Source organism: Vibrio neptunius, assembly GCF_000967495.1.
Classification (GTDB): Bacteria; Pseudomonadota; Gammaproteobacteria; order Enterobacterales; family Vibrionaceae; genus Vibrio; species Vibrio neptunius.
In genome coordinates, this window is sequence record NZ_JXXU01000048.1 from 62,176 (window position 1) to 84,151 (window position 21,976).

Annotated in this window: 17 protein-coding genes and 1 pseudogene; 11 read left to right on the top strand and 7 right to left on the bottom strand. The window is 41.6% G+C overall.

What is annotated here, in order from left to right; all coding sequences use genetic code 11:
* The first annotated feature begins 283 nt into the window (after positions 1 to 283).
* Genes TW84_RS17330 through TW84_RS17340 form a run of 3 tightly spaced genes read left to right on the top strand, consistent with a single transcriptional unit; the run spans position 284 to position 1,468 of the window.
* Positions 284 to 601 carry an ArsR/SmtB family transcription factor gene (locus TW84_RS17330; protein ID WP_045976882.1) on the top strand — a complete coding sequence of 106 codons (318 nt, stop codon included), beginning with the start codon at positions 284 to 286 and terminating at the stop codon, positions 599 to 601.
* Positions 598 to 1,008: a YeeE/YedE family protein gene (locus TW84_RS17335; protein WP_045976883.1), complete on the top strand. Its 411-nt coding sequence runs from the start codon at positions 598 to 600 to the stop codon at positions 1,006 to 1,008. The genes TW84_RS17330 and TW84_RS17335 overlap by 4 nt, the downstream gene beginning before the upstream one ends.
* Before the next feature lie 10 nt (positions 1,009 to 1,018).
* On the top strand, positions 1,019 to 1,468 hold the full coding sequence (locus TW84_RS17340) for a YeeE/YedE family protein (protein WP_045976884.1): 450 nt from the start codon (positions 1,019 to 1,021) through the stop codon (positions 1,466 to 1,468).
* A 33-nt stretch (positions 1,469 to 1,501) separates the two neighbouring features.
* On the opposite strand, the gene TW84_RS17345 is transcribed toward TW84_RS17340, so the two are convergent.
* Complete coding sequence (locus tag TW84_RS17345; RefSeq protein ID WP_045976885.1) at positions 1,502 to 2,392, bottom strand: endonuclease/exonuclease/phosphatase family protein; 891 nt, start codon at positions 2,390 to 2,392, stop codon at positions 1,502 to 1,504.
* A gap of 294 nt (positions 2,393 to 2,686) precedes the next feature.
* On the opposite strand from TW84_RS17345, the pseudogene nrdD (TW84_RS17350) reads away from it, so the two are divergent.
* From nrdD (TW84_RS17350) to TW84_RS17375, 6 genes and pseudogenes are all read left to right on the top strand, one after another.
* Positions 2,687 to 3,544, top strand: a pseudogene (nrdD, locus tag TW84_RS17350) (anaerobic ribonucleoside-triphosphate reductase); the annotation flags it as partial.
* Positions 3,545 to 3,793: 249 nt separating this feature from the next.
* Positions 3,794 to 5,935 (top strand): anaerobic ribonucleoside-triphosphate reductase, encoded by a 2,142-nt coding sequence (gene nrdD / locus TW84_RS17355; protein ID WP_017097613.1) that lies wholly within the window; start codon positions 3,794 to 3,796, stop codon positions 5,933 to 5,935.
* A 6-nt stretch (positions 5,936 to 5,941) separates the two neighbouring features.
* Positions 5,942 to 6,412 (top strand): anaerobic ribonucleoside-triphosphate reductase-activating protein, encoded by a 471-nt coding sequence (gene nrdG, locus TW84_RS17360; protein ID WP_017097612.1) that lies wholly within the window; start codon positions 5,942 to 5,944, stop codon positions 6,410 to 6,412.
* A gap of 23 nt (positions 6,413 to 6,435) precedes the next feature.
* On the top strand, positions 6,436 to 7,467 hold the full coding sequence (locus TW84_RS17365; RefSeq protein ID WP_045976886.1) for a ComEC/Rec2 family competence protein: 1,032 nt from the start codon (positions 6,436 to 6,438) through the stop codon (positions 7,465 to 7,467).
* A 5-nt stretch (positions 7,468 to 7,472) separates the two neighbouring features.
* Positions 7,473 to 9,701 carry a ThiF family adenylyltransferase gene (locus tag TW84_RS17370; RefSeq protein WP_045976887.1) on the top strand — a complete coding sequence of 743 codons (2,229 nt, stop codon included), beginning with the start codon at positions 7,473 to 7,475 and terminating at the stop codon, positions 9,699 to 9,701.
* Positions 9,698 to 10,195, top strand: coding sequence for a hypothetical protein (locus TW84_RS17375; RefSeq protein WP_017097609.1), 498 nt, complete (start codon positions 9,698 to 9,700; stop codon positions 10,193 to 10,195). Before TW84_RS17370 ends, TW84_RS17375 begins: the two co-directional genes overlap by 4 nt.
* A 192-nt stretch (positions 10,196 to 10,387) precedes the next feature.
* On the opposite strand, the gene TW84_RS17380 is transcribed toward TW84_RS17375, so the two are convergent.
* Positions 10,388 to 11,473 carry a lipase family protein gene (locus tag TW84_RS17380; protein WP_240478192.1) on the bottom strand — a complete coding sequence of 362 codons (1,086 nt, stop codon included), beginning with the start codon at positions 11,471 to 11,473 and terminating at the stop codon, positions 10,388 to 10,390.
* 92 nt (positions 11,474 to 11,565) lie between these two features.
* Between TW84_RS17380 and TW84_RS17385 the strand changes: the two genes are divergently transcribed.
* Together TW84_RS17385 and TW84_RS17390 are read left to right on the top strand one after the other, a co-directional pair.
* Positions 11,566 to 12,270 (top strand): hypothetical protein, encoded by a 705-nt coding sequence (locus TW84_RS17385; protein ID WP_045976889.1) that lies wholly within the window; start codon positions 11,566 to 11,568, stop codon positions 12,268 to 12,270.
* Positions 12,271 to 12,280: 10 nt separating this feature from the next.
* Positions 12,281 to 12,568: a hypothetical protein gene (locus tag TW84_RS17390; protein ID WP_017097606.1), complete on the top strand. Its 288-nt coding sequence runs from the start codon at positions 12,281 to 12,283 to the stop codon at positions 12,566 to 12,568.
* A gap of 421 nt (positions 12,569 to 12,989) precedes the next feature.
* Here the strand turns inward: TW84_RS17390 and TW84_RS17395 are convergent, their stop codons facing one another.
* The 5 genes from TW84_RS17395 to TW84_RS17415 are packed head-to-tail and all read right to left on the bottom strand — an operon-like array spanning position 12,990 to position 21,762.
* Complete coding sequence (locus tag TW84_RS17395; protein WP_084720254.1) at positions 12,990 to 15,464, bottom strand: AAA family ATPase; 2,475 nt, start codon at positions 15,462 to 15,464, stop codon at positions 12,990 to 12,992.
* Positions 15,388 to 15,945, bottom strand: coding sequence for a nucleotide exchange factor GrpE (locus TW84_RS17400; RefSeq protein WP_045976891.1), 558 nt, complete (start codon positions 15,943 to 15,945; stop codon positions 15,388 to 15,390). The genes TW84_RS17395 and TW84_RS17400 overlap by 77 nt, the downstream gene beginning before the upstream one ends.
* Before the next feature lie 6 nt (positions 15,946 to 15,951).
* Entirely contained in the window at positions 15,952 to 16,566 is a 615-nt protein-coding gene (locus TW84_RS17405) for a hypothetical protein (RefSeq protein ID WP_045976892.1), read from the bottom strand.
* Positions 16,559 to 20,398, bottom strand: a complete 3,840-nt coding sequence (locus TW84_RS17410; protein WP_045976893.1) for a hypothetical protein — start codon at positions 20,396 to 20,398, stop codon at positions 16,559 to 16,561. The genes TW84_RS17405 and TW84_RS17410 overlap by 8 nt, the downstream gene beginning before the upstream one ends.
* Complete coding sequence (locus TW84_RS17415) at positions 20,398 to 21,762, bottom strand: site-specific integrase (RefSeq protein WP_045976894.1); 1,365 nt, start codon at positions 21,760 to 21,762, stop codon at positions 20,398 to 20,400. The genes TW84_RS17410 and TW84_RS17415 overlap by 1 nt, the downstream gene beginning before the upstream one ends.
* Positions 21,763 to 21,976: the final 214 nt, after the last annotated feature.

The window sequence follows — 21,976 nt, forward strand, 5'->3', positions numbered from 1 at the left end:
CATTAGTCACTGTAGTAAGTAAGTGTAGTTCAGACTGTGATATCAATTCGGCAACGCTTCATGTTATAAATTTTGCTCGCTTAATGGAACGCTCTTTCCCCGCACTCTACGCACGATAACAACTCAATTCATAGTTATACCTACCCATAATCGCTCTTGATGTCATAATAATCAGTAAAACCTAAAATAAATAAATCTAAATTAAAAAATACTAATTTAGTGTTGACTAATTTGTTTGATTGGAACACAATTTTAGTTAAGTAATGTCTAATGTAAGATCGATATGAATTCAAATACTCTTGATATCATTCAGATGAGAGACAGTGCAGAGGAAGCTTCGGGTATCCTGAAGATAATGGCTCATCCGGTTCGATTAATGATCCTTTGCCAACTGACACAAGGTGAAATTGGCGTTGGTGAGCTGCAAAACCGTTCTCTCCTCAGCCAATCTGCATTTTCCCAACATCTGACGGTATTACGCAAAAACCATTTGATTAAGGCCCGTAAGGTGTCTCAACAAGTATTTTACTCTCTAGCTGACGCTCGAATCGAAACTTTGATTGAGTGTTTCCATGCGGTTTTTTGTCGGAGGGAATCATGACATTCGAATCTTTTCCTTGGTTATCACTGATCGGGGGCGCGTTGTTGGGTTTATCTGCAACTATGCTGTTGATGATTAATGGTAAAGTGGCGGGAATTAGTGGCATCGTCAACGGTTTGCTATCACCAAAATACAATGATCTTTTGTGGCGTTTGCTGTTTGTTATTGGCATGGTTGCTGGTGGGGCTCTTAGCGTCATAGTGATTGGCGTAGAAATACCAAGCACCGAATCTATTCCCACCTATATTCTGATAATTGCAGGCTTGCTGGTTGGGTTCGGGACTCGACTAGGCAACGGTTGCACCAGCGGGCACGGCGTCTGTGGTGTCGGTCGATTCTCCTTTCGTTCACTTGTCGCGACAGCCATTTTTATGGTGGTTGCGGCTATGACTGTCTATATTCGCTAAGGTAAACGCTATGGGTAACGCTACTCTTCGAATCTCTGCATTAGTAAGTGGTCTGCTTTTTGGTATTGGTATGGCGTTGTCAGGTATGACAAATCCAGAGAATGTAATTGGTTTTCTAGATGTCACTGGTGCATGGAATCCGAGCCTAGCATTTGTAATGGGGGGAGCATTATTTGTATTTACACCGGCCTATCATTTCTTGATAAAACCTCAAGCCAGAGCACTGTCCGGAGACGTATTTTCCCTGTCTACGAAAGCGCACTTGGACAGTCAGCTCATCTATGGTGCAGCATTGTTTGGCGTCGGCTGGGGACTCGCGGGGATATGTCCAGGCCCCGCTATTACGAGCCTAGCTTTCGGCAATGTTGATATCGTTATCTTCCTAGTATCTATGGTATCGGGGTCATTGCTCGCTAGGCATGTGACCGCGCCGAGCAGCCAAATGGCTTCGCAAAACTAATAACTGATCACAAGGCACTCATAGGAACGTCTTTTAGTGCAGTTGGGTACTGATGGGACAGTGGTCACTTAAACGTTGTTGGAGAACCAATGAAGTGGGAAACACATCTTGATTGGTTTGAGTGGTGGTCAACTCGGGGCTGACAATAATGTGGTCGATAAGCGAACGAAACTGGTGTGTTTTATTCGGGTTCTTGCGTGAACGTACCTTACATCTTGCCGGTGTGCCTTTTGTCGCTAATATGGCTTTTGAAGAGAGAGAAATGACTTTCCATAACCAATCTTGGTTGTAACTGAGGTGGTGATTGAAATCGCCCAGTATGGCGTAGTTTTCTCCTTGTCGCTCTCGCTCAGTAATCCATTGGTTTAATGCTTTACCTTGTGATTGGAGTATTTTACAGTCCCGGCTGTTTTTGTAGGCGCCGCTGCAGCGCGCTTTTAGATGGACGGATAGGGCATGTATGGGTTGTGAGCCATTTGGGTTGAGTACAATGTAAGTGCCAAATCTAAGTTTACTATTTTGTTTTTCATCGAGTTGAATGTCTGGCTTGTCCGCCACCTCAATATCTTGTTTGACTGCAAACCCCGTATATTGGTTGATCTCGTCAAACTGTCGCTTCACATACGTGCTTGATGCGCGGTCAGAGAAATAAACGCGATAACCATCTCCAATCACTTTACGCAGAGCCTGTTGGTCGTTCACTTCTTGAAAAGCGAGTACATCACTATTGATTGTCGAAAAATGTTCAGCAAGTGCTTGAAAATCATGTTTGCTTCGCTGTGATTCTGAAAACTTGTCTGAAGGGTGAGATGTCAGCCACTCTAAATTCCATGCTGTGACTGTTAGAGCAGAAGCGGCAAAAGAAGTGGCTGAGATCGTTATCCACAGGACAGCCAAAATCGCTTTGAATTTAGTGTTGGTCATACGCTATAAACTCTGTTCTCTGGTACAGCCTTTATTCTATAAGTACTCAACAAAAATCAAGTTAAAATCGAATAAAAATCACTTTTTTCATACATTTCTTTCAAGCTGAGATCACTGCCACTAAGATCGATTTGTTCTTAATCTAGGGCCTAATTTTATTGATCGAAATCAATACATCAGTTTGATTCGTTTCGTTAAATACGCCACAACATATTGTGTCGGAATAACAAAAATTAACCCTATATAGTGTATTTGTGGATAAGTCTGTGAGTATGTAAAGGGTAAGGAGAGAAGGTGAAACCAGTCGTAATCAAGCGTGATGGCTCTAGAGCTCCGTTTAGCAGGGATCGCATTCAGGCTGCTGTTGAAGCAGCGGCAGAGCATGTAGATAAAGAAATCGCTATATACGCGTTGAATGTCGCATTAGCAGTGGAGCTGCAGCTTAAAGATCACGATGAAGTTCATATAACGGACGTTCAGACGTTGGTGGAAAATGAATTAATGCAGGGGCCTTATAAGTCACTCGCCCGCTCGTACATAGAGTATCGGCATGATCGCGATATTGCACGAGAGAAGCAAAGCGTTTTGACTCGTGAGATCGAAGGATTAATCGAAGAAAGCAATGTCGACCTGATTAACGAAAACGCCAATAAAGATGGCAAGGTTATTCCGACTCAGCGTGATTTACTAGCGGGGATAGTCGCTAAGCATTACGCGAAAACACACATCTTGCCTCGCGATATTGTTCAGGCTCATGAGCAAGGCGATATTCACTATCACGATTTGGACTATGCGCCGTTCTTTCCGATGTTTAACTGCATGTTAATAGATTTAAAAGGTATGCTGACCCATGGTTTCAAAATGGGAAATGCTGAGATAGATACGCCAAAATCAATTTCTACAGCGACCGCAGTGACCGCGCAAATCATCGCCCAAGTCGCCAGCCATATATACGGCGGCACGACGATTAACTGTATTGATGAAGTGCTGGAGCCTTATGTTATGGCCAGTTACGCGAAGCACCTTAACATTGCTCAGGAATGGGACATTCATGAACCGGAAGCGTTTGCACGCGCGCGCACCGAAAAAGAGTGTTATGACGCTTTTCAGTCTCTGGAATACGAAGTGAATACGCTGCATACCGCCAATGGGCATTATGTAGTAAAGCACTTTATGAAAATTATATGTGTGTGTGCGTACTATCTAGAGCAAGGAGATTTCACTTTAGCCCTTCAAGCCTCTAAAATGTTGGATTTTTCTATAATAGAAAATTCATTTCACCTGACTGAGTTGGCTGTTTTTTCGAGAGAGTACTCTCGTAATCTTCAAAAGAAACAAAACTCACAAAAACAAGCCTTTCAAATTGCAGCTCAGAAAATAAAACTATAAGGAGAAATGAATATGATTATGAAGCAACACGAATTAGCAGTTGTGGTTAAACGTGACGGTGCAAAAGCAACCTTTAACGCACAACTCATTAAGAATGCTGTTCAAGCAGCAGCGGAAAGCATCAACAGCCCTAAGCGCGAACTTGGCGATATTGTAGCCGCTAACGTATGCGAGAAGATGAATGGTAAAGTCGAAATAGAGATTTCCAAGATCCAGTCTCTAGTCGAAAAAGAATTAATGCATGTAGATGAAGATGTAGCTCGTGCTTACATTGAGTATCGTCATGACCGTGATATACAACGTGAAAAAGCAAGTGCATTAAGTGCTGAAATTTCTGGTTTGGTAGATCAAAGCAACGCTGACCTACTGAATGAAAATGCAAATAAGGATGGCAAAGTTATTCCCACACAGCGCGATCTTCTTGCAGGTATTATCTCTAAGCACTATGCAAAACACCACATGCTACCGCGTGATATTGTTCAAGCACATGAGATTGGTGAGATCCATTACCATGATCTGGATTACTCTCCATTCTTCCCGATGTTCAACTGCATGATTGTAGATCTAGAGAACATGCTGAAGAACGGTTTCAGAATGGGTAATGCAGAAATCGACACACCTAAGTCAATCCAAACAGCAACAGCCGTTACTGCCCAAATCGTAGCGCAAGTAGCTAGCCATACTTATGGTGGTACTACATTGAACCGTCTAGATGAGGTACTAGCACCTTACGTTACAGTCAGTCATGAGAAGCATCTCGCTACGGCAAAAGAGTGGGATGTACCAAATCCTGAGGCTTATGCACGTAAACTTACAGAAAAGGAAGTTTACGACGCATTCCAATCTCTTGAGTACGAGATCAATACGCTTTTCTCAAGTAATGGGCAGACTCCGTTCTTGAGTGTGAACCTCGGTCTAGGGACAAGTTGGGAATCTAAGCTCATTCAAAAGTCAATTTTCCAGAATAGAATCAAAGGATTAGGTAAAAACAAGAAGACTGCGGTTTTCCCTAAATTGCTATTTACAATCAAAGATGGCATCAACCTTAAAAAAGAAGATCCAAACTACGATATTAAGGAGCTTGCTCTAGAGTGTGCCTCAAAACGTATGTATCCAGACATTCTGAACTACGACAAAGTAGTGGAAGTTACTGGTTCATTCAAAGCACCAATGGGTTGCCGTAGCTTCCTAGGTCGTTATGTAGATGAGAATGGCAATGAAGTTCACGAAGGACGTAATAACCTCGGCGTAGTGAGCCTTAATCTACCTCGGATGGCTATTGAGGCTAATGGCGATGAAGCGAAGTTCTATGAAATCATGGAAGAGCGCACTGAGCTTGTTCGTCGTGCTCTCGAAACACGCATTGACAGACTCCGTGGCGTAAAGGCACGAGTCGCACCAATCCTATATACAGAAGGCGCTCTGGGTGTTCGACTGAACCCAGATGACGAAGTGTTGGACATATTCAAGAATGGTCGTGCTTCAATCTCGATGGGATACATTGGTATTCATGAGACCATCAACGCTCTTTACGCTAAAGATGGTGAGCATATTTTTGATGATGAAACTCTTCGTCAGAAAGGTATCCAGATCGTTAAGTTCCTCAAGAACAAAGTCGATGATTGGAAAGAGCAAAGTGGCTGGGGCTACAGCTTATACAGCACGCCTTCTGAAAATTTGTGTACTCGATTCTGCGCACTAGATACTAAAGAGTTCGGCGTACTAGATAGCGTGACTGACAAAGGTTACTACACGAATAGCTTCCATCTTGATGTGCAGAAGAAAGTTAATCCATACGACAAGATAGACTTCGAGATGCCATACCCTGAACTAGCGAGTGGTGGCTTTATCTGTTACGGCGAGTTCCCTAACATGCAGCGTAATATCGAAGCGCTAGAGAATGTGTGGGACTACAGCTACGACCGAGTGCCATATTACGGCACTAACACGCCAATTGATGAGTGTTATGAGTGTGGTTTTACAGGTGAGTTCGAGTGTACAAGTAAAGGCTTTACGTGTCCGAAGTGTGGCAACCACGATCCTAAAAAAGTATCAGTTACACGCCGTGTTTGTGGTTACTTAGGTTCTCCTGACGCTCGCCCGTTTAATTCAGGTAAGCAAGAAGAAGTTATTAGACGTGTTAAGCACATGTAGTATATTATGAATTACCATAAATATCAGCAAGTTGACGTTGTAAATGGTGAGGGTACACGTTGCACTTTGTTTGTTGCAGGTTGCGAGCATAACTGTCGTGGCTGCTACAACAAATCGACATTGAATCCAAATTCTGGTCATCCATTTACTCAAGAGATGGAAGATCAGATAATCGCAGATCTTAAAGACAAACGTATTAAAAGGCGCGGTTTATCTTTGTCTGGCGGTGATCCTCTTCATCCTGCTAATTTAGAGCAAATTTATCAATTGGTTTTAAGAGTAAAACAAGAATGCCCAGACAAAGATATCTGGATGTGGACTGGTTACATTTTGACTGAATTGAATCTAACGCAGCAGGCAATCGTGGACAATATCGATGTGCTAATAGACGGGAAATTTGAACAAGATAATTATGATCCTGAGTTGCTGTGGCGTGGCTCTAGCAACCAGGTGATTCATCGCTTTAAAGACATTTAACCACTGATAGACAAGGAGCTGCCATGGCAGATTATATTAAGTACTTACCAGTTGACAATGGTGATAGCATTTTAATTAAGTCGGGTTACAAAGCAGTACTCACCGATATTAAATACCGTACTTCGGATGATGATGTATATGATATTTATAATGACATTAAAGGTTCATGTTCAGATAACAAATTAAGCCTGTTTGTGTCTACTCACCAAGATCAAGATCATGTTTTGGGTTTTTCCGATGTATTTCATTGCGGTACTCCTGACAATTGGAAAAACGATGGGAAATCCCTGTTAGTCTGTGAAATTGTATGTTCCGAGAGAGCTTTGACAGAAGAGAAAACAGATCAATCAAGAGCTATATTAAATGAAATTCGCCGTCGCAATCGACTTAAAGGCACTAAGGATGCTGATAAGGACGGGAATCGTTTAAATATCGTCAAAGAAGGTGACAGCCTTTCGGTAGGCACTAAACTTAAAGGTAAGGTTTTAGCGCCAAATAGCGAAGAGGTTGAAGGCGAAAGCAGAAATAATAGCAGTGTTGTGGTGCGTTGGATCTATAGTGGCGAAAAGAACAATACAAAGATACTTTTAGGCGGCGACGCTGAATGTGAGGTATGGGAGCGCCTTGATACTGACTATGAAAAAGAAGATCTTGATTGGCATTTGTGCTCGGCACCACATCACTGTAGTTTGACTCCTTTTGCAAAGAAAGATGACAAAACAGATAAAAACAGTGACTACGTAGATAATGACAAGGCGATTAGCGCCCTTAGTCATCCATTAGGCAAAGCATTTGTTGTTTCTTCTTCCAAGAAAATTAAGCGTGATGATGATAATCCACCTCATTACAAAGCTAAAAATAAGTGGATCTCAATATTGAAGACTTCTGAGAGCGATGAATCTAAAGAACGTTTCTTTTGTACAGCAGACCACGAAGGAGAAACAGCACCGATAGTTTTTACATTAAGTGATAAAGGTATAACCCTAGAGAAGAAGACAAAGAGCAGTAATGCGACTAAAGCGTCCGCAGTCAACAAGCCTACAACATACGGATAATTGAAATGCCAACTCTACCTGATTGGATTGGTTACGATGTGAGGGTATTAGAGCAGCATGAAGAAGTGCTGCTTTCTTCTGTTAAGGTATTGGAGCATACGATTGAGGTTTGTTTTGATATCAAATTCCCGCATTATCCTCAAGCTTGCGACAAGCGTATTCATAATCCAGAAAAAATAAAATTAAGTTACTCAAAAACTGACGTGAGAAATGCGCCTGATATTCTAGCGATACGGAACGACTTCCCTAGAGATCTACCTCACTTAAATCCAACTAAGGTGACTTCTCCAGCTTCAATTTGCCTATGGCGAAAAGGTGGAACTGATGCTTTATACATGCAAAAAGGTATCGAAAGTCTTATTGATGTACTTCGAGAATGGTTAGTTGATGCATCTTTGGGGGATCTAAATACTGACGGATGGGAGCCATCCCCTCGAACGAGCTGTGCAAGCCTAGTTGTGAATGCACCTAAGTTGCAAGAGATGGTGTGTAATCATAAGAATGAAGGGATGTTACTTAAACTCAGTACAAAGGTCTTTTTTAGTTGGTTTAAGGGGACGCTATTTGGTGTTTCTGCCAGCAATTCAGATATTAACCTCAAAAACATTAGCAGTTATGTAAATGCAAGAAAAAGTGGTCAATGTGCTACGCAACAGGCAAGTATAGATGGCAAAAAGCTGGAAGCTCTAAGTACGTTTGTTATTGTACCCAATCATGATCGTGTAGATGATGTTAACGACTGTCGAGAAATAGAATCTTTAGCTGATCTTAAAGCGTTTACTTGTGATGATAGGTTTAACAGTTTTGCTGATATTGTAGAGTCTGAGTTCTCTCGCTTCAATGAAGAGCGAGCAGTTATTATTGTTATTGCTAAACGTAGACCTAAGGCGTTGATCTCCGAAATTATGGGACTTTCTCAAAATGAAGATCATAGAAAAATTGAGTTACTTCCATTTCTAATCCACTATCGTAAACGAAAAATTCAGGTAGATTTTCTGTCGTTACGTTCTCGAATGAGACCAAGAGAGTTAGCTCAAATTTCAGGGGTTGAATCTAACGAAAGTTCAGTTGGTTTTATTGGCGCAGGAGCTTTAGGGTCTGCTATCTCAGATCAGTTGGCTAGATCTGGTGTTTTCAAAATTAAGCAATGGGATAGGGATAGTATAGAATTACACAACTCTGCTCGTCATGTTTGTATCGATCCTACTTTTGAAACACCCGTGCTATCCACTAAAGCAAGAATGGTTGCTGATCGGTTAAAACAGTTGAGTGAAGAACATCGAAAGGGGGTTGAAGGGTTCGATAAGCATTTTGAACTTCAAAGTGAAAAACTCATTTGCTCTAAGCTAGATTTACTTGTAGATACGACGGGCACTGACCTCATCGGCTCATGGCAAGAACGTCCTTCATGTGCAGTAACGCGAGTTTATGTTTCCGATAGTGGTCGTATTGGTGTAATCCAATGTCTGCAAAGTAATGGTGAAGGTGCAGATATCCTAGACCTTGATGCATATATGCTCTTGTCTTCGTGTCGGGTAGAAGCATTGCGTCAATGGTTAGTTCGAGATGCCGCCCTAGAATCTAAATTAGTAGGCTTGAGTTGTAGTAGCGAAACTTTGGCCTTACCGTGGTCTTCGGTACTTAATCATGCTTCAACCTTCGTCCCTTTAATTAGAAAGCAAATGTCTCAGTCTACAGCAATGCTGGGAGTCAATGTTTTAGATGATGATGGTCTACCTCGCGGATATGTCCCTGTAGCACTTCAAGGCGAATTGTGTTTTGAGGAGAAAAAGGTTACTGATGCTAATGGAATAGAGTGGTATATTACCATTCACTCTTCTGTTATTGAAAAATGCGATTTAGTGACACATGAGTATTCACCAAATGAAGCAGGCGGCTACCTATGTGGACTTGTGAGCATGGAGTTAAACCGTATCTCAATAGTATTTGCATCGAAAGGCACATTTACGTCAACTCCAATAGGTCTGACTTTGGAACCTATTGATAAAGATAGGGAATGTAACGATTTAATGGACAATTGCAATGAGATGTTGTTGCCACTAGGCACATGGCACTCACATCCTTGTTCAACATCTAAAGAGTCGGGCACGGATTTGCGTACATTGAGAGGTGTTACGAAACAAAAACAACCTTTGCCATTTGTGATGCTTATCAAAGGAGCTGATGGTATCAACTTGAAAGTAGGGTACAACAGGAATTTTGACTTAAAATGAATGAATTACTCGCTAAGATATCATCTTATAACTTGTTTAATTACTTGTTTCCAGGGGCATTATTTATTGTATTGTTGGAGGAACTTACACAGTTTTCGTTAAGGCAGGAGGATCTAGTTTTAGGTGTATTCTTTTACTATTTCATAGGTTTGGTCATAAGCCGTATTGGCTCAGTATTGGTGGAACCAATACTCAAGAAGCTACGAATTGTTAAGTTTGCAGACTACACAGACTATGTAACCGCTTCAAAAGAGGACGGGCTTATTGTTACTCTTTCAGAGCAAAACAATATGTTTCGAACTTTGTGCTCTGTGATGTTTTGCCTTAGTTGTGCCAAGGTATGGGAGTTATACTCGTTAAACGTCTCGTGGCTCAATGACAATATGGAAGTTATTGTTATTTCTGGGTTAGGGATTTTGATGGTATTGGCCTATAGAAAACAGACTGCTTATATTCGTGCTAGAATTTCCCGTCATACTAATAAAGGATGTTGATAGTTAGCTTTGTATAGCAACATAGGCAAACTAGCTCTTTTATGTTTAGTTTAGATCATATGAATCTAGCCTTTGATGGGGATTCTAGTTAGTTGAGTCTAACTTTGGCTGAACACCTAATTCAAACTAATCTATGTAAAGGGAACATAGATTAGTTTGATGGAATCAAGGCCCACATTATACTTTAAAAGCTTAATTACGCTTTATGGCAACGATCTCTAGTTTTTTGCGGTAAATACTGATTGAATGGTCAGAGAGAAACTTCTTGTATGGAAGTTTTCCTATTAAAAGGGCTTTTAGCCTGAACAACAAAGAGACTGAGTAAAGTAGCTGAACATCTTCATATTCACCCTTCTTACAGTTTGTCAAGTAACGCATATTACCGCCGTGCATATATCCACAGAACTTTTCTAATAAGAACTCCTTTGCCTTGACTCCAACCCAAGGTATGAAACTAACCCCCGTACTAATAGCACCAATTGCTAGGCCATTGGGTGGTAGCATCGTCACAGAATCCGCAGCGTTGACAACTCGGTAAATCGGTGTCTTTATTGTAGAAATCCACTCTTTGTCCCCAACTCTTGGTGAACCGAATGTATAGCAGGCTGCTATGCCAAAATCGAATTTTAACCGTTTCGCGGCAATTGTTGCTAATGCACCACCTAAACTATGACCTGTAATGAACAATGGTTTAGCCTCTGTCAGTTTACTCAGAGCAACACTAAGTTCTTCCTCAACCGATTCAAAAGCTTCATGAAAGCCTTCATGTACTTTTCCTGGGCTTTTACATTTGGTTATTGTAGCTTTGGCGTCTGATTTTATATCGTTAAGGCTCGTAGCTTCAGTTCCTCTAAAAGCCAAAACATAGAAGGTAGGGGTTTCTACCAATATTGCTTGGGTTCCTAGTTCAGTACTGAAGGTTTTTATTAGCTGAGTCTCATTAAGAGTATTTAACTCATTGACTAGTTTATTCTTTTCTTCGTCATGATCCCAGAGTAAACCTTCTATAGTAGATAATGCTTTAGACACATTTATGCTAGTAGATCCATCTGCGAGCCGTTTCAATGCTTCACTTAATCCTATCTTCTGCAACCTGCTTGGTAGTGCTGGATTAAAACGTAAATACGCTAGCTCTGAAAAAGTAGCCATTAACCAAGCTGTTCTATCGCTGTATGCTTGGCGATAACTTGGTTGTGTTAAGCCTAATAACGTGGATTTTCGATCTGGTTCAACATTAACACTCTCTAATATAGACATATTCAACAATCTCTTTTGCAATCAAGTTCCTATGTGGGTAACATTTAATCAGTCATTAAAGAGACTTTCAATTAATCAATTGAATTAATCACTCAATATATGGAAATGATTAGATGCGCACACTTTTATTAGTTCTGCTCGGAGTACTTGGTGGATGTTCCCAAGTTCCAACTCAGTCTGTCGAGCTTTCTGCGACAGTTGGGCGTGACATAGAAAAAATGCATAAATCTCACGTTCAAACCATTAGTATTTTGTACTCACGAATGAGATATGATGTGAATGAGTTTATAGATAATGTCTATACACCTTATGCCATCCGAGAATCGATAAAAAAAGATCGTGCTAGGCTACAAAATGGCCATACCTCGTTTATACGGATGATCTCTAATGGGCTATCCACTGATGCAAGTTCAGAACAACAAGAACAGGCTATAGATGCTATGGAAATTCTTGTAATAAATGTGACTAAGTCAGTAGATAGGCAGCGCAAGCAATTGCTCGATAATTTAAATGCACAAGAGAGAGAACTCTTGGCTTCTACTAATCGCTCTTACTTAGCTATTCATCAAGCTAACTCAATTGTTACGGGGCATTTGGCTTCAATAGCTCAAGTCCATGACGCTCAAAATGAGTTGTTGAGTGAGATTGGTATTGAATCTGATGTTGGTGGGTATATTGCGACAAAGTTATCTAAAGCCTCTAATGAGATAGCTGAACTTTCGAAAAAAAGTGAGACAGAATTGAATGGAATAGGTGGTGTTGAAGGTGCACGAGCAAAGCTTCAAGACTCAATCGATAAACTGAACTTCAAACAATAAAGGATTAAGTATGAGCAGCCTAGAAGATCTAGATAAATTACTCAGCGACGATTTTGAAACTATAGAAGCTACCTTCAATGGTAGGTATGGGGCGGAGTTAACTAAGCTATCTGGATTGTCAATCACAGAACTTAAAAATATACATACAGCAGTCAATATTGTGGAGTACGAAAAATTAAAAGCTGTCGTGCTCAGGGCATCCCAACAAAACCTTAGTCAGGCTGAATTGAAAGCACGTATACATGCTTTGGGCAAAGTTGCGGTCGAGATTGCAAAAATAGCGGATATTGCAGTCTAAATATAAAAACGCCGTAACGGTGCGCCTTTGAAGTCGCTCAGGTTCAAAGAGAAGATGGATGAGCTAGGCATTATCTCATAGTATAGCAGCCCCCAGGTCGGTGATGATAACTCGTATGTCGAGTCGTTGTCCCGCACGCAAAGTACATTGCGTGCGGGCCGAAAATGGGTTGAAGCCTCCTTCGCTAGTACAGTAAACATAAATTATGTCACGTCTTCACAGAGTCAACGTGCGGAGGCATGGCTCGCTGCAAAACAGCGAAATCCTGAACGATAGGCAAGTGCTCTAAGAAACTATGAAGCTGTTGGTGAGGTTCACTAAAACCCAAAAAGAAAACCTGCTTAATAAGCAAGCAAATAATGACAACTACCTTGAAAAGCGCCGTTAGCTTAAAAGCGCAGGAGTAATGGGTACTTATTCATCAAGCATCTAGAAAATGGCACTCTGGCTCAAGGTCAAACCCAGTGCAAATTTTTTTATAGGCTGGCTTATCGTTAATGGCTCTTTTAAGGGTATCCGTATCTCCGATAAAAATAGTAGCCGTTTTTGAACGTGTTAATGCCGTATAAATCATGCTGTTCTCCACAAATGATGTGGAGGTAGAACTAGGTAGTAGAACGATAGTATATGCAAACTCAGAGCCTTGGGCTTTATGAATTGTGATACCGTAACAATGTACTAACCCAGTATCAAAACATGCACCTTCATCGATATAGACTGTCTTTTCAGCAAACTGGCAGACTAACTTCTTTTGTATGTTTTCACCTGCATCTTCTTGTAAGTAGACAATATCAGCGACAGTTGCCATATCACCGTTGTATAGGTCAAGAGATGCGAAGTTCTGAGTGACAATAACGCGATCACCCTTGGCAAACCCCCACAGGGTATCAGAACTACTACTGTATCGCTCGTTTGCTATAAAATGGCTGTTGATGGACACTGTCGATAATGGGTTATCAGCATTAGAGTAAGGCGTGATAACTTGCGATTTATCTAAGCCTAGTTGCTTAGATAATGAATAAGCATTTTGGATAATTTGTGAGTCACTAATTTGCGAATAGTACACGCCAGCCTGACCAGAAAAAGAACTCAGGTCTGTTAGCTCGGATAAAGGATTGTTTGAAAACTCATGTGTTCTGTTGCTCCACTCTGATTTCATTGAGTGACCCACAGTTCGCACCAATGTTGCAACTTCTTTGATTGGGTTGCCAGCTCCTTGCCTGTGAACTCGTTTAAGCTCGCAGTAAGGCACTGTATCGGCATTTAATGCACCAAGACTGACAACATGCTGCCAAACTACTCCAAACCCGACAGGGGCTATTTGAGCAATGTCGCCAACCATTGAAATGCTATATCTAGAAGCGTGCTTATCGAGAAGTGACAAAAACTCTACCACAAGGGATAAATCAAGCATTGACGACTCATCAAAAACAATTAGTGGATTATCGTTAAGCTGTATTGCCCCTTTGATGTCAGGGCTATTTAAGGTTAGTTCGATCTGTCGAATTAACCCTCTAACCGTATAGCTACAGACCTCATATTCGCTCTCGCCGAAAAGGTTTGTGTTTTGTTTTCGGATAACGCACATTCGTTCTAATTCATCATTAACTCTTTTCTTAGCTATGCCTGCTACTGCCACAAAATATGCAGGTCGGTCTAAACGGTTACATGTGTACTTAACACATGCCATAGCTGTGCTTTTACCTGTACCGCCTTCACCCTGCGCGATTGACAGGTCATTGGTCAGGGTATTGAAAGCGAGTTTTTTTTGCTCTTCGGTGAGGTAAAACCCATTCACCCTTGATGAGTATTCGTCAAATTCATTAATGAGAGAAAATATGCGTCCACTAGGGAATTTACCTTCCCTAGAGGTGGCGATTTTTGATGCCATTGATCTTTCGACTATACTCTCCAGATTTGCTAGCCCAACGCCCTGATAGTCGCCTCTATTCGTTCTGCATATGGCTGTTAGTGAAAGACCCGTATCAATCGCAATATCAATCAAGCTCTCACCAATCAACGATGAAAGGGCCACCCTAAACTTCTCCTTAGTGATAGCTGTATGGTTTTGCTTCAGTGCGCGATACACCACGCAGTCAATAGCACCAATCAACCGAACAGGGGAGTCGTCAGGAATATTAATTTTGCTCGTCTTTCTTAGTCGTTCAGCAACGCCCCATGCATTATTAAAGCGGGTTCCCATGCGTATAGGAGCATAAGGGTTACTTGTTAACAAGCTCTTTGTTGAGCGACCTAACAGCCTGAATAGCCGATGTGCTGTTCGTTTGTCATAACCAGCCTGGTCGATGAATTCAATAGACTCAAACTCAGCATGTACATTTTGGTATGCTGTTAAAAACGCCATGCCACGTTCAATGCTGTTGAATGCATCAACGAGAGCAGCGAGATTTCCATTTTTTAACTCATTCAGAAATTGCCTTGCAGAGCCTACTCTTTTGATCGCCTTCATAATGCGAGACTTGCCACATCCGATACCTCGGAACTCTGGATGTCCGAGGAATAGCTTTTTAGTTAGAGTTGGCAGTTCATATTGTTTTAATGCTCGCTCGAAGAGCGCAAGCTCCCCCTCTACATCGAATGAGACAAGTAATAATTTACCTGAGGTTGCGTGATGTTGTGGGCGATAATTAATCAATTCCTTTTGATTGGTACATGAAAATAGCCACACTTCCGCTTCGCTCGGAGCCTTATACGCGAAAGCCTTTTTGATATGAACTGACAATCGCTTGCTAGTATTGATACAGTTACCATAAACAATGTATGCGTTTAGCAGAGGATGTACACTGGTAACTAATAATCTAAGTTCGGTCAAATGTTCGCCCCCCACTGAGGATAGAATTTCTAACCTGCTCCGCATGACACCTAATATGGTCATCAACAGATTGTTTTGAGGCAGCCAACTTCAGTTCCAACTCATGTATCCGTGCATCCCGTTCATCAACTTCTATTTTCAGCTTCTGTTCCAGTGTTTGAATTTGAGCGTTAAGCGTTACGATTAATTGACCTTGTTCGTTAATATCGCACTGCTGACTGGTAACTAGGTCATCTCGTTTTTTCTCAGTTATGGATCTTGGCTGAGAGTCCTCAATACCGATATTTTTCACATCTCTGGGAAGCGCATTCCTAATTACAGAGTTTTTGTACAGAGTTGCACGATCCTTGAACGCGCACCATCTAGCTAATTTACTGGCATTGATTCCTAGCTCGTTCGTGCCACGCTCGTCTCGTGGAAATCTGATTCCCTTCTCCTGCATCTGGCTAATAACTAGTTTATAGCATTCGACGTATAGAGCAGATTTAGCAGTACCTTTCAGTTGTTCTTGTTCTGGGGTTAATTTAATAGGTTCTATCTCCATAACAATTTAACCCCTGTTTGAGGTGGGTGTGGTTCGTGCCTGCCATGCTAGATATGGCTGTGTCTGCTCTGAATTGACTAGGGTTTCACCAAAATATTCAATTCGCCCATCTGGCATCAGGTCTAGCCCTACATCCTCGTGATCAAGAATTCGAGCTAACGCTCTGCATAGTTTCTCGACATTAATGTCAGCTTGTCTGATCTCAGTTGCATCTTGTAGCGTCAGTTGTGAGTTCGATGCATCAGAAATAGCAAGTTCTGCCTGCCTTAGTTCAATTTTCAGCTTTTTTATCTCGTTATTTAGAAGCCCAATCTTTGACCTATAGATAGCCTCTTGATGTACCCAGTTTTTAGGCTGAGGTTCTGCTAGGGAGCCAAGGTTATTCGTGCTAGGCGCGACTTTTATCAAGGCGGTCTCAAGGTATCCTCGGTAGTATCCACCCTTCTCCTCACTTTTTAGAAGAGTGGAATAACCAATCCCTGTATCCCGCTCTAATTTTTTTGCAAGCTGATCCATATTAGAAATACCAGCCTTGAGACCAGGCGTTGCGATGTATGTATCTAGAGTTTTAGTAACCAACTCGATTCGCCCTTTCAGGGATTGTGCCCTTTTGTTAACCATTAGATAACGCCTTTGTTACATTGTTTTGTAGGGGACTTCTCATTAGAGGTTGAGTGTTTGATAAATCACTCTCGATAACATCCAGAATCTGAGATTTGGTAATAATATTCGCGTCTAGCATACTCATGATTGGGGACATAATATGTCGAGGGTCTAAGGAATCATTTACGAAACAGGCTTCAACCTTTTTCATGATCTCATCATTAGCGTTCTTAGAATCGTTTAGGATTTTCTTCTCAATCCTGGCTACAGTTTTTTGGATTTCAGGGCTATTCAGTGAAGGCACGTCACTCATACTGGTCATATGGTTGAGTAACAACTCAGCTAAAGACATTTTCAATGTTTCGCATGATATTGATTCTTTGAGCAGGCGAGGGGCAGGTACAACAAACTTATTAGTATTCTTTTTGCCTAGCAGACTGATCCGTGTTTGTTCAACAATCCTCAGAGCTGCCTGCCAACCGAGTAGCTCTGACTTTAAAACAGATTCGTTGCGTTTTAGCTGAGCCACTTCGATTTTATGTACAGTTTCGTCAGCAACTTTGTTTCGGTTTAAGTTAATCAGTGATGTCACATTAGTCTTCAAATCTAACTCAAGTCGTTGCACCATCCTTGAAATAGAAATCAGGTTATCTACATGGCAGATCTTTATTCGACAAACGCCGCATCGTTGATAACCACCATTTTCAGCTATGATTTCTGAGGGGCATTCCATATTGTGAACACAGATATGGGTTGATGAAAATGCGATCATGGATAAAGGAGTGGAGGCAACCAGATCCATACCAGTATCTTTAATGATTTCATCACCATCATCGTCAACAGTAACAATTGGAATCGATGTGAAACCGTACAGGCTCATCGTCTCTCTGGGGTTCTGCTTGAACGATTCCCGAACCTGCTCCTGTGAAACATCACTAGTGCACATAGGCATTATCTCATCCTTGTTTTTGTTACCGCGCACTACCATTAGGTTGGCTCTACGATACTCCCCGACCTTACGTGCTCGATCCTCTTCAGTCTCCCTGTTGTAATAGGCGGTTGTACTGATTTGCATGTGACCGATGTTTTTACTGACAGTCTCTATAGGTATATAACCAACCCTGTGGCTAACGTAGGTCGTTCGAGATGAGTGAGGAGTTAGTATCGCCAACAATTTCACACGATGCCCATCAGCATCAAATCCAAGAGTTCGATTTTTACCTGAAACCTTAGCTCGCGTGACGAATTCACTATCAGCAGTGATGGTTCTCTCTACAGTTTGTGCTGTCATAGAGTCTTTAGCGGATAGAGGCACCATTTTAACAAACTCACAACTTTCCATCATATCAGTGAAGGAGCTATTGATAATACCTTGAGAAATCGTAAGGAATATTTTCCAAATGTCGCTCCATACCAGTTCTGAAAATGCCTCTCCTGGTGCGTTGCGAAAAAGGACGTCTATCTCTTTCTCGTCATCATAAGGTACTAGGTGGTCAACATCTGTTCTCAAATTTTGAAATTCTCTTTCTGCTCTTAGCATTGCTATAACATCAATATGAGAACTGGCTTTCCATGGTTTGCGACGACTTTTATCAGTGCTTACCAATAGCTGAACAATACCGTCCTCATTTGCATCATCTACATATTTGTCGAAATGACGTTTGTCTAGGTAGCGGATATGTTTGTGTCGTATTCCTTGTTCAAGAGCTACAATAATGCCCCTGATTGGCCCAAGTAAAGGAGTGACTAACTGCGCCTTATCCATATCTATGGTTCCATACTTAGTCATCGAAAATGGGTTCTCAATTATTTTCGAGGTTGCGTCCAGCCGCTTGTAGGAGTATTTCAGTTGATCATCGACGTACCAAACGATTGGGGAAAATCCTGCACAATCATGAGAGTAAACAGCTCTTCTTAGCGCTTTATTATTGTTCTCTCCAACACGAAGAGAGTTATGATAGTGCTCCAATGGTACTGCCCAGTGGAAAACATTGGCTAAAGGCTTACTCTTAGCAATATCACCGCTTAAAGGGGAGTTGTGTAATTGATATCTCAATATTCCAACAGGCGCAGTAATTTTAGCCCCAATTTCAATCAGCCTAAATGGGTTGTCAGTATGGTAGGAATTTACGGATCTGAAACCTAGCAGTTCAGGGGTATAACCTTCGAGAATTCGCTCTTGCAGGTATGAGCCAAATTTTTCTAGGGCGTAGCCTACTTGCAGAGATACTGCGTATTCATCCCGTGTAAATACATTCTTCACTGACTCGCTCAGAGAACCGAGTTTGATACCACGTTGCGACTTATGCCATGCATTAGTGAACTCCTTAGGTTGTAAGAGCTTACCAATGGAGCTTACGTGTTCGTTGTCAAAACGAAAATTGGTTTCAACAGAGTTTATGGCTGCTTTAACCCATGTAGCAACTGAAACCGACTTGCGCAGTAAAAACTCCCCTAATGTGCGAGGCCATTGGTCTGTGTCGATGTCCTGATTGGAAAACGAGCGAACTACGAACGTCTCCCTATCTAATTCTCTTAGTGTCGTAGGTGTGGATATAGCTTCGTTTTTAGCCTGTTCTGGAAACATCGCGCACCAGCAGGATATGTACCCAAGGTACTGGTAGATTACATTCCAACCCCACTTAGGGTTACTAGAAGAGCTTGCAGTCATTGAGCTGAGGTGCTTGTCCTTGTACACATCCCAATTAGTGTGGTCAGGCTCATCAATCAAACCACGATTATAAAACTCCTGAGTTGATTGGTAGTCATTGTCAGCGAAGAACTCAAAAAGTGCTTCTTCATCCTGTTCGTACATAACCTCTTCAAGGTTGAATTGTGTAGCGGTGTTGAGTTGGAGCAGTTCAGATCTATAGGCATTAGTAATGGCGTGAGTATGACCAGATAGACTCTCCCGTTTATGACAGCCCAATCTTGAGGCGGCTGTTCTGAACTCATTAAACGCAGATTTTGCACCTTTGAATGGCATTGTGTTGTTCGACAATTCCTTTAGTGTGTGTGCGTCACACGGCTTTTGGGAATCATACGTATCGTACAGACAGAATAGACGTGTTAGGTCGTCGTAGGAACTTACAGTTACGTCTTCTTGTGTGTGTAGTGTGCTACAGTAGAGGATACTTGCTAATTTGTCATAGCACTTTCCATCCTCTCGTTCCAACAATGTTACTTCCAACGAAGGAGCATTACCTATGTCATTAATCAGTTCCGTAAACTCAAGTTGCAGATTTTCACAGTATTCGTCAGACGCGCCAAACATAGGGGGGCGAGAAAGATGGTTAAAAGATTTGAACTTACTAAACTCGCCAAACTTTTCGGAACTTAATTCCAAGTTGACAGTAATCGGAAGGACTACCAAGCCCTCTCTCCAAAGCTTAATAAGAATCAATCTGGAATATAGGATGACGGTTTGGTAGACACCTTTACTGATTTGTACCGACTCAATTCCTATTGATAGGAATAATTTTTCTATTTGATTAACGAACTCTACTGCTCCGTGATAACCCTTATAGTCAGGTTTTCGTGCATGGGCCTTCCTGGTAGTGAAATTGGCAGCGCTGGCTTTATGAGATGCAATATTCAGTAGTGTTTCTGTATCAGAGATGTTTGCTGCTATCTCACATATCACACAACGTACATCAGCCTTACCTATGCTGAGATTGGAGCTGCGATTCAGGATATCCATCTCTGGAACACAAAAATTTTTTTCAACACCTACATTGGAAAAAAACGTAGAGACCTGTCCCCCTAGCTGAAGGGCTATTTCAGTACAGCGTCTATCTGCCTTTTCTTTACCTGACGGGTAGTTGGCGGAACTAGTAGTGTTGAATATCATTATTGGTGTGCCTCCAGTTTCATTAGCATCTCATTGACTTTTTTTGCTTTTTCGAGCAATGCATGATGTTCCGTTAACAACTTAGCCTTTTGATCGTCGAGGTTAAGGCGTGTGATATCACGAGATAATTTGTGTTGGCTACTCAGTTTCTCAGAGTCATCACGTTTGTATTTTACGGTGCTGGTGTAGTTGACATGACCTATCAGGTTACTGACATCTGGCATCTCATAACCAAATTCTAACTCTCCATCCTCGGTTAGACGTGGGCACTCTTTATGTAGGTAGAAGACCAGAGCGTGACGAGCGAAATGCGGCCCGTGAAGCGAGTTCTTTGAAATTCCAATTGCCATTAAGCCTTTTTTAAAACGCTTGACAATATTGGAGTGGCTACGTTTTTTGTCGGCACGTTGAGTCAGAAGATACGGTCGTCCCCTGTTGATATCTTTTTCATAGGTGAACAAAAAGTCGTGACTATAATCAGTGACCATATTCACTAGCAGCTTATCTAGTGATTTCCAAAATATCTCTTCAGCTACACCAAACAGGTGTACCTCATTGTTCAAAGTATTACGGCCTTTCCATGCTGAACATAGCATTTGTTCCTCAGTGGTTAGACCTCGCTTAGAAATATTTTTGGTCAAGAATATTCTTCGTTGCGTGAAGTCGATGTGTTTGAGCTGTAGCATCAATGCCTCACTGATACGCAAGCCCCCTGCGAAAGCTAATGCGAATAGGGTGCGATCACGATCTGAAAGCGACTCCTGATTGAGAAATGACTCTATTTGCTCCTGTGTGATTGCGATCTTATCTCTGACAGGGGAGTCTTCAGAGGGCAGGCGTGAAAATACCTGACTTGTTTCACCATGCATATTTTGTAAACCTAGAATTCCTCCCAGTGCTGTGTATTTCTGCCAAAATAGTTTTTGTGCCTGTGATATCTCGGTAGAGTTCCAAACCTGTTTGAATATTGGTTGGTACTCAGACTCTGATGGTGAGATTCCCATGGATCGAATGAGTCTGTCATGTACCGCTCTGCCATACCGCTCAGAGATATTGATATAGTGCTCGATCGCATTTAAATGCACATTAACTGAATTATTCCCAAGCTTGGGGCGATATCCGTCCATCAGTGCTCTTATCGTCTGAAGCTCATGAGAGGCGTTAATTGGAACTGTTTTTTGAATGTATGCGGGATAGTTCGTGACCATTCTATATGCATGATGCAGATTCAAGGGAGTGTCTGTTCCCACCACTCCTGCTTCATGTAAATAGTCGATAAATTTAATCACAGGATTTCGATAAGTAGCTAGTGTGTTTGCACTCAGGTTTTGCTTTTTAGTGGTGGTCTCTGCTAGGCGAGCCATTTCCTCCTCATATGCACGAAACTCATCGACCTCGGAACCGTCACTAACCCTATATAGGTGATGAGTGGTGGTCTCGATTAAACAAGAGTCTACAAAAGACTTTTGATGTTTAGTTTCGTATGTAAGATTCTTTAATTTCATGAGAGTATATATAACACTTAAACTTGTATTTATATAACGTTAACTCACTGTAATTTAAAGATCAACTAAATGA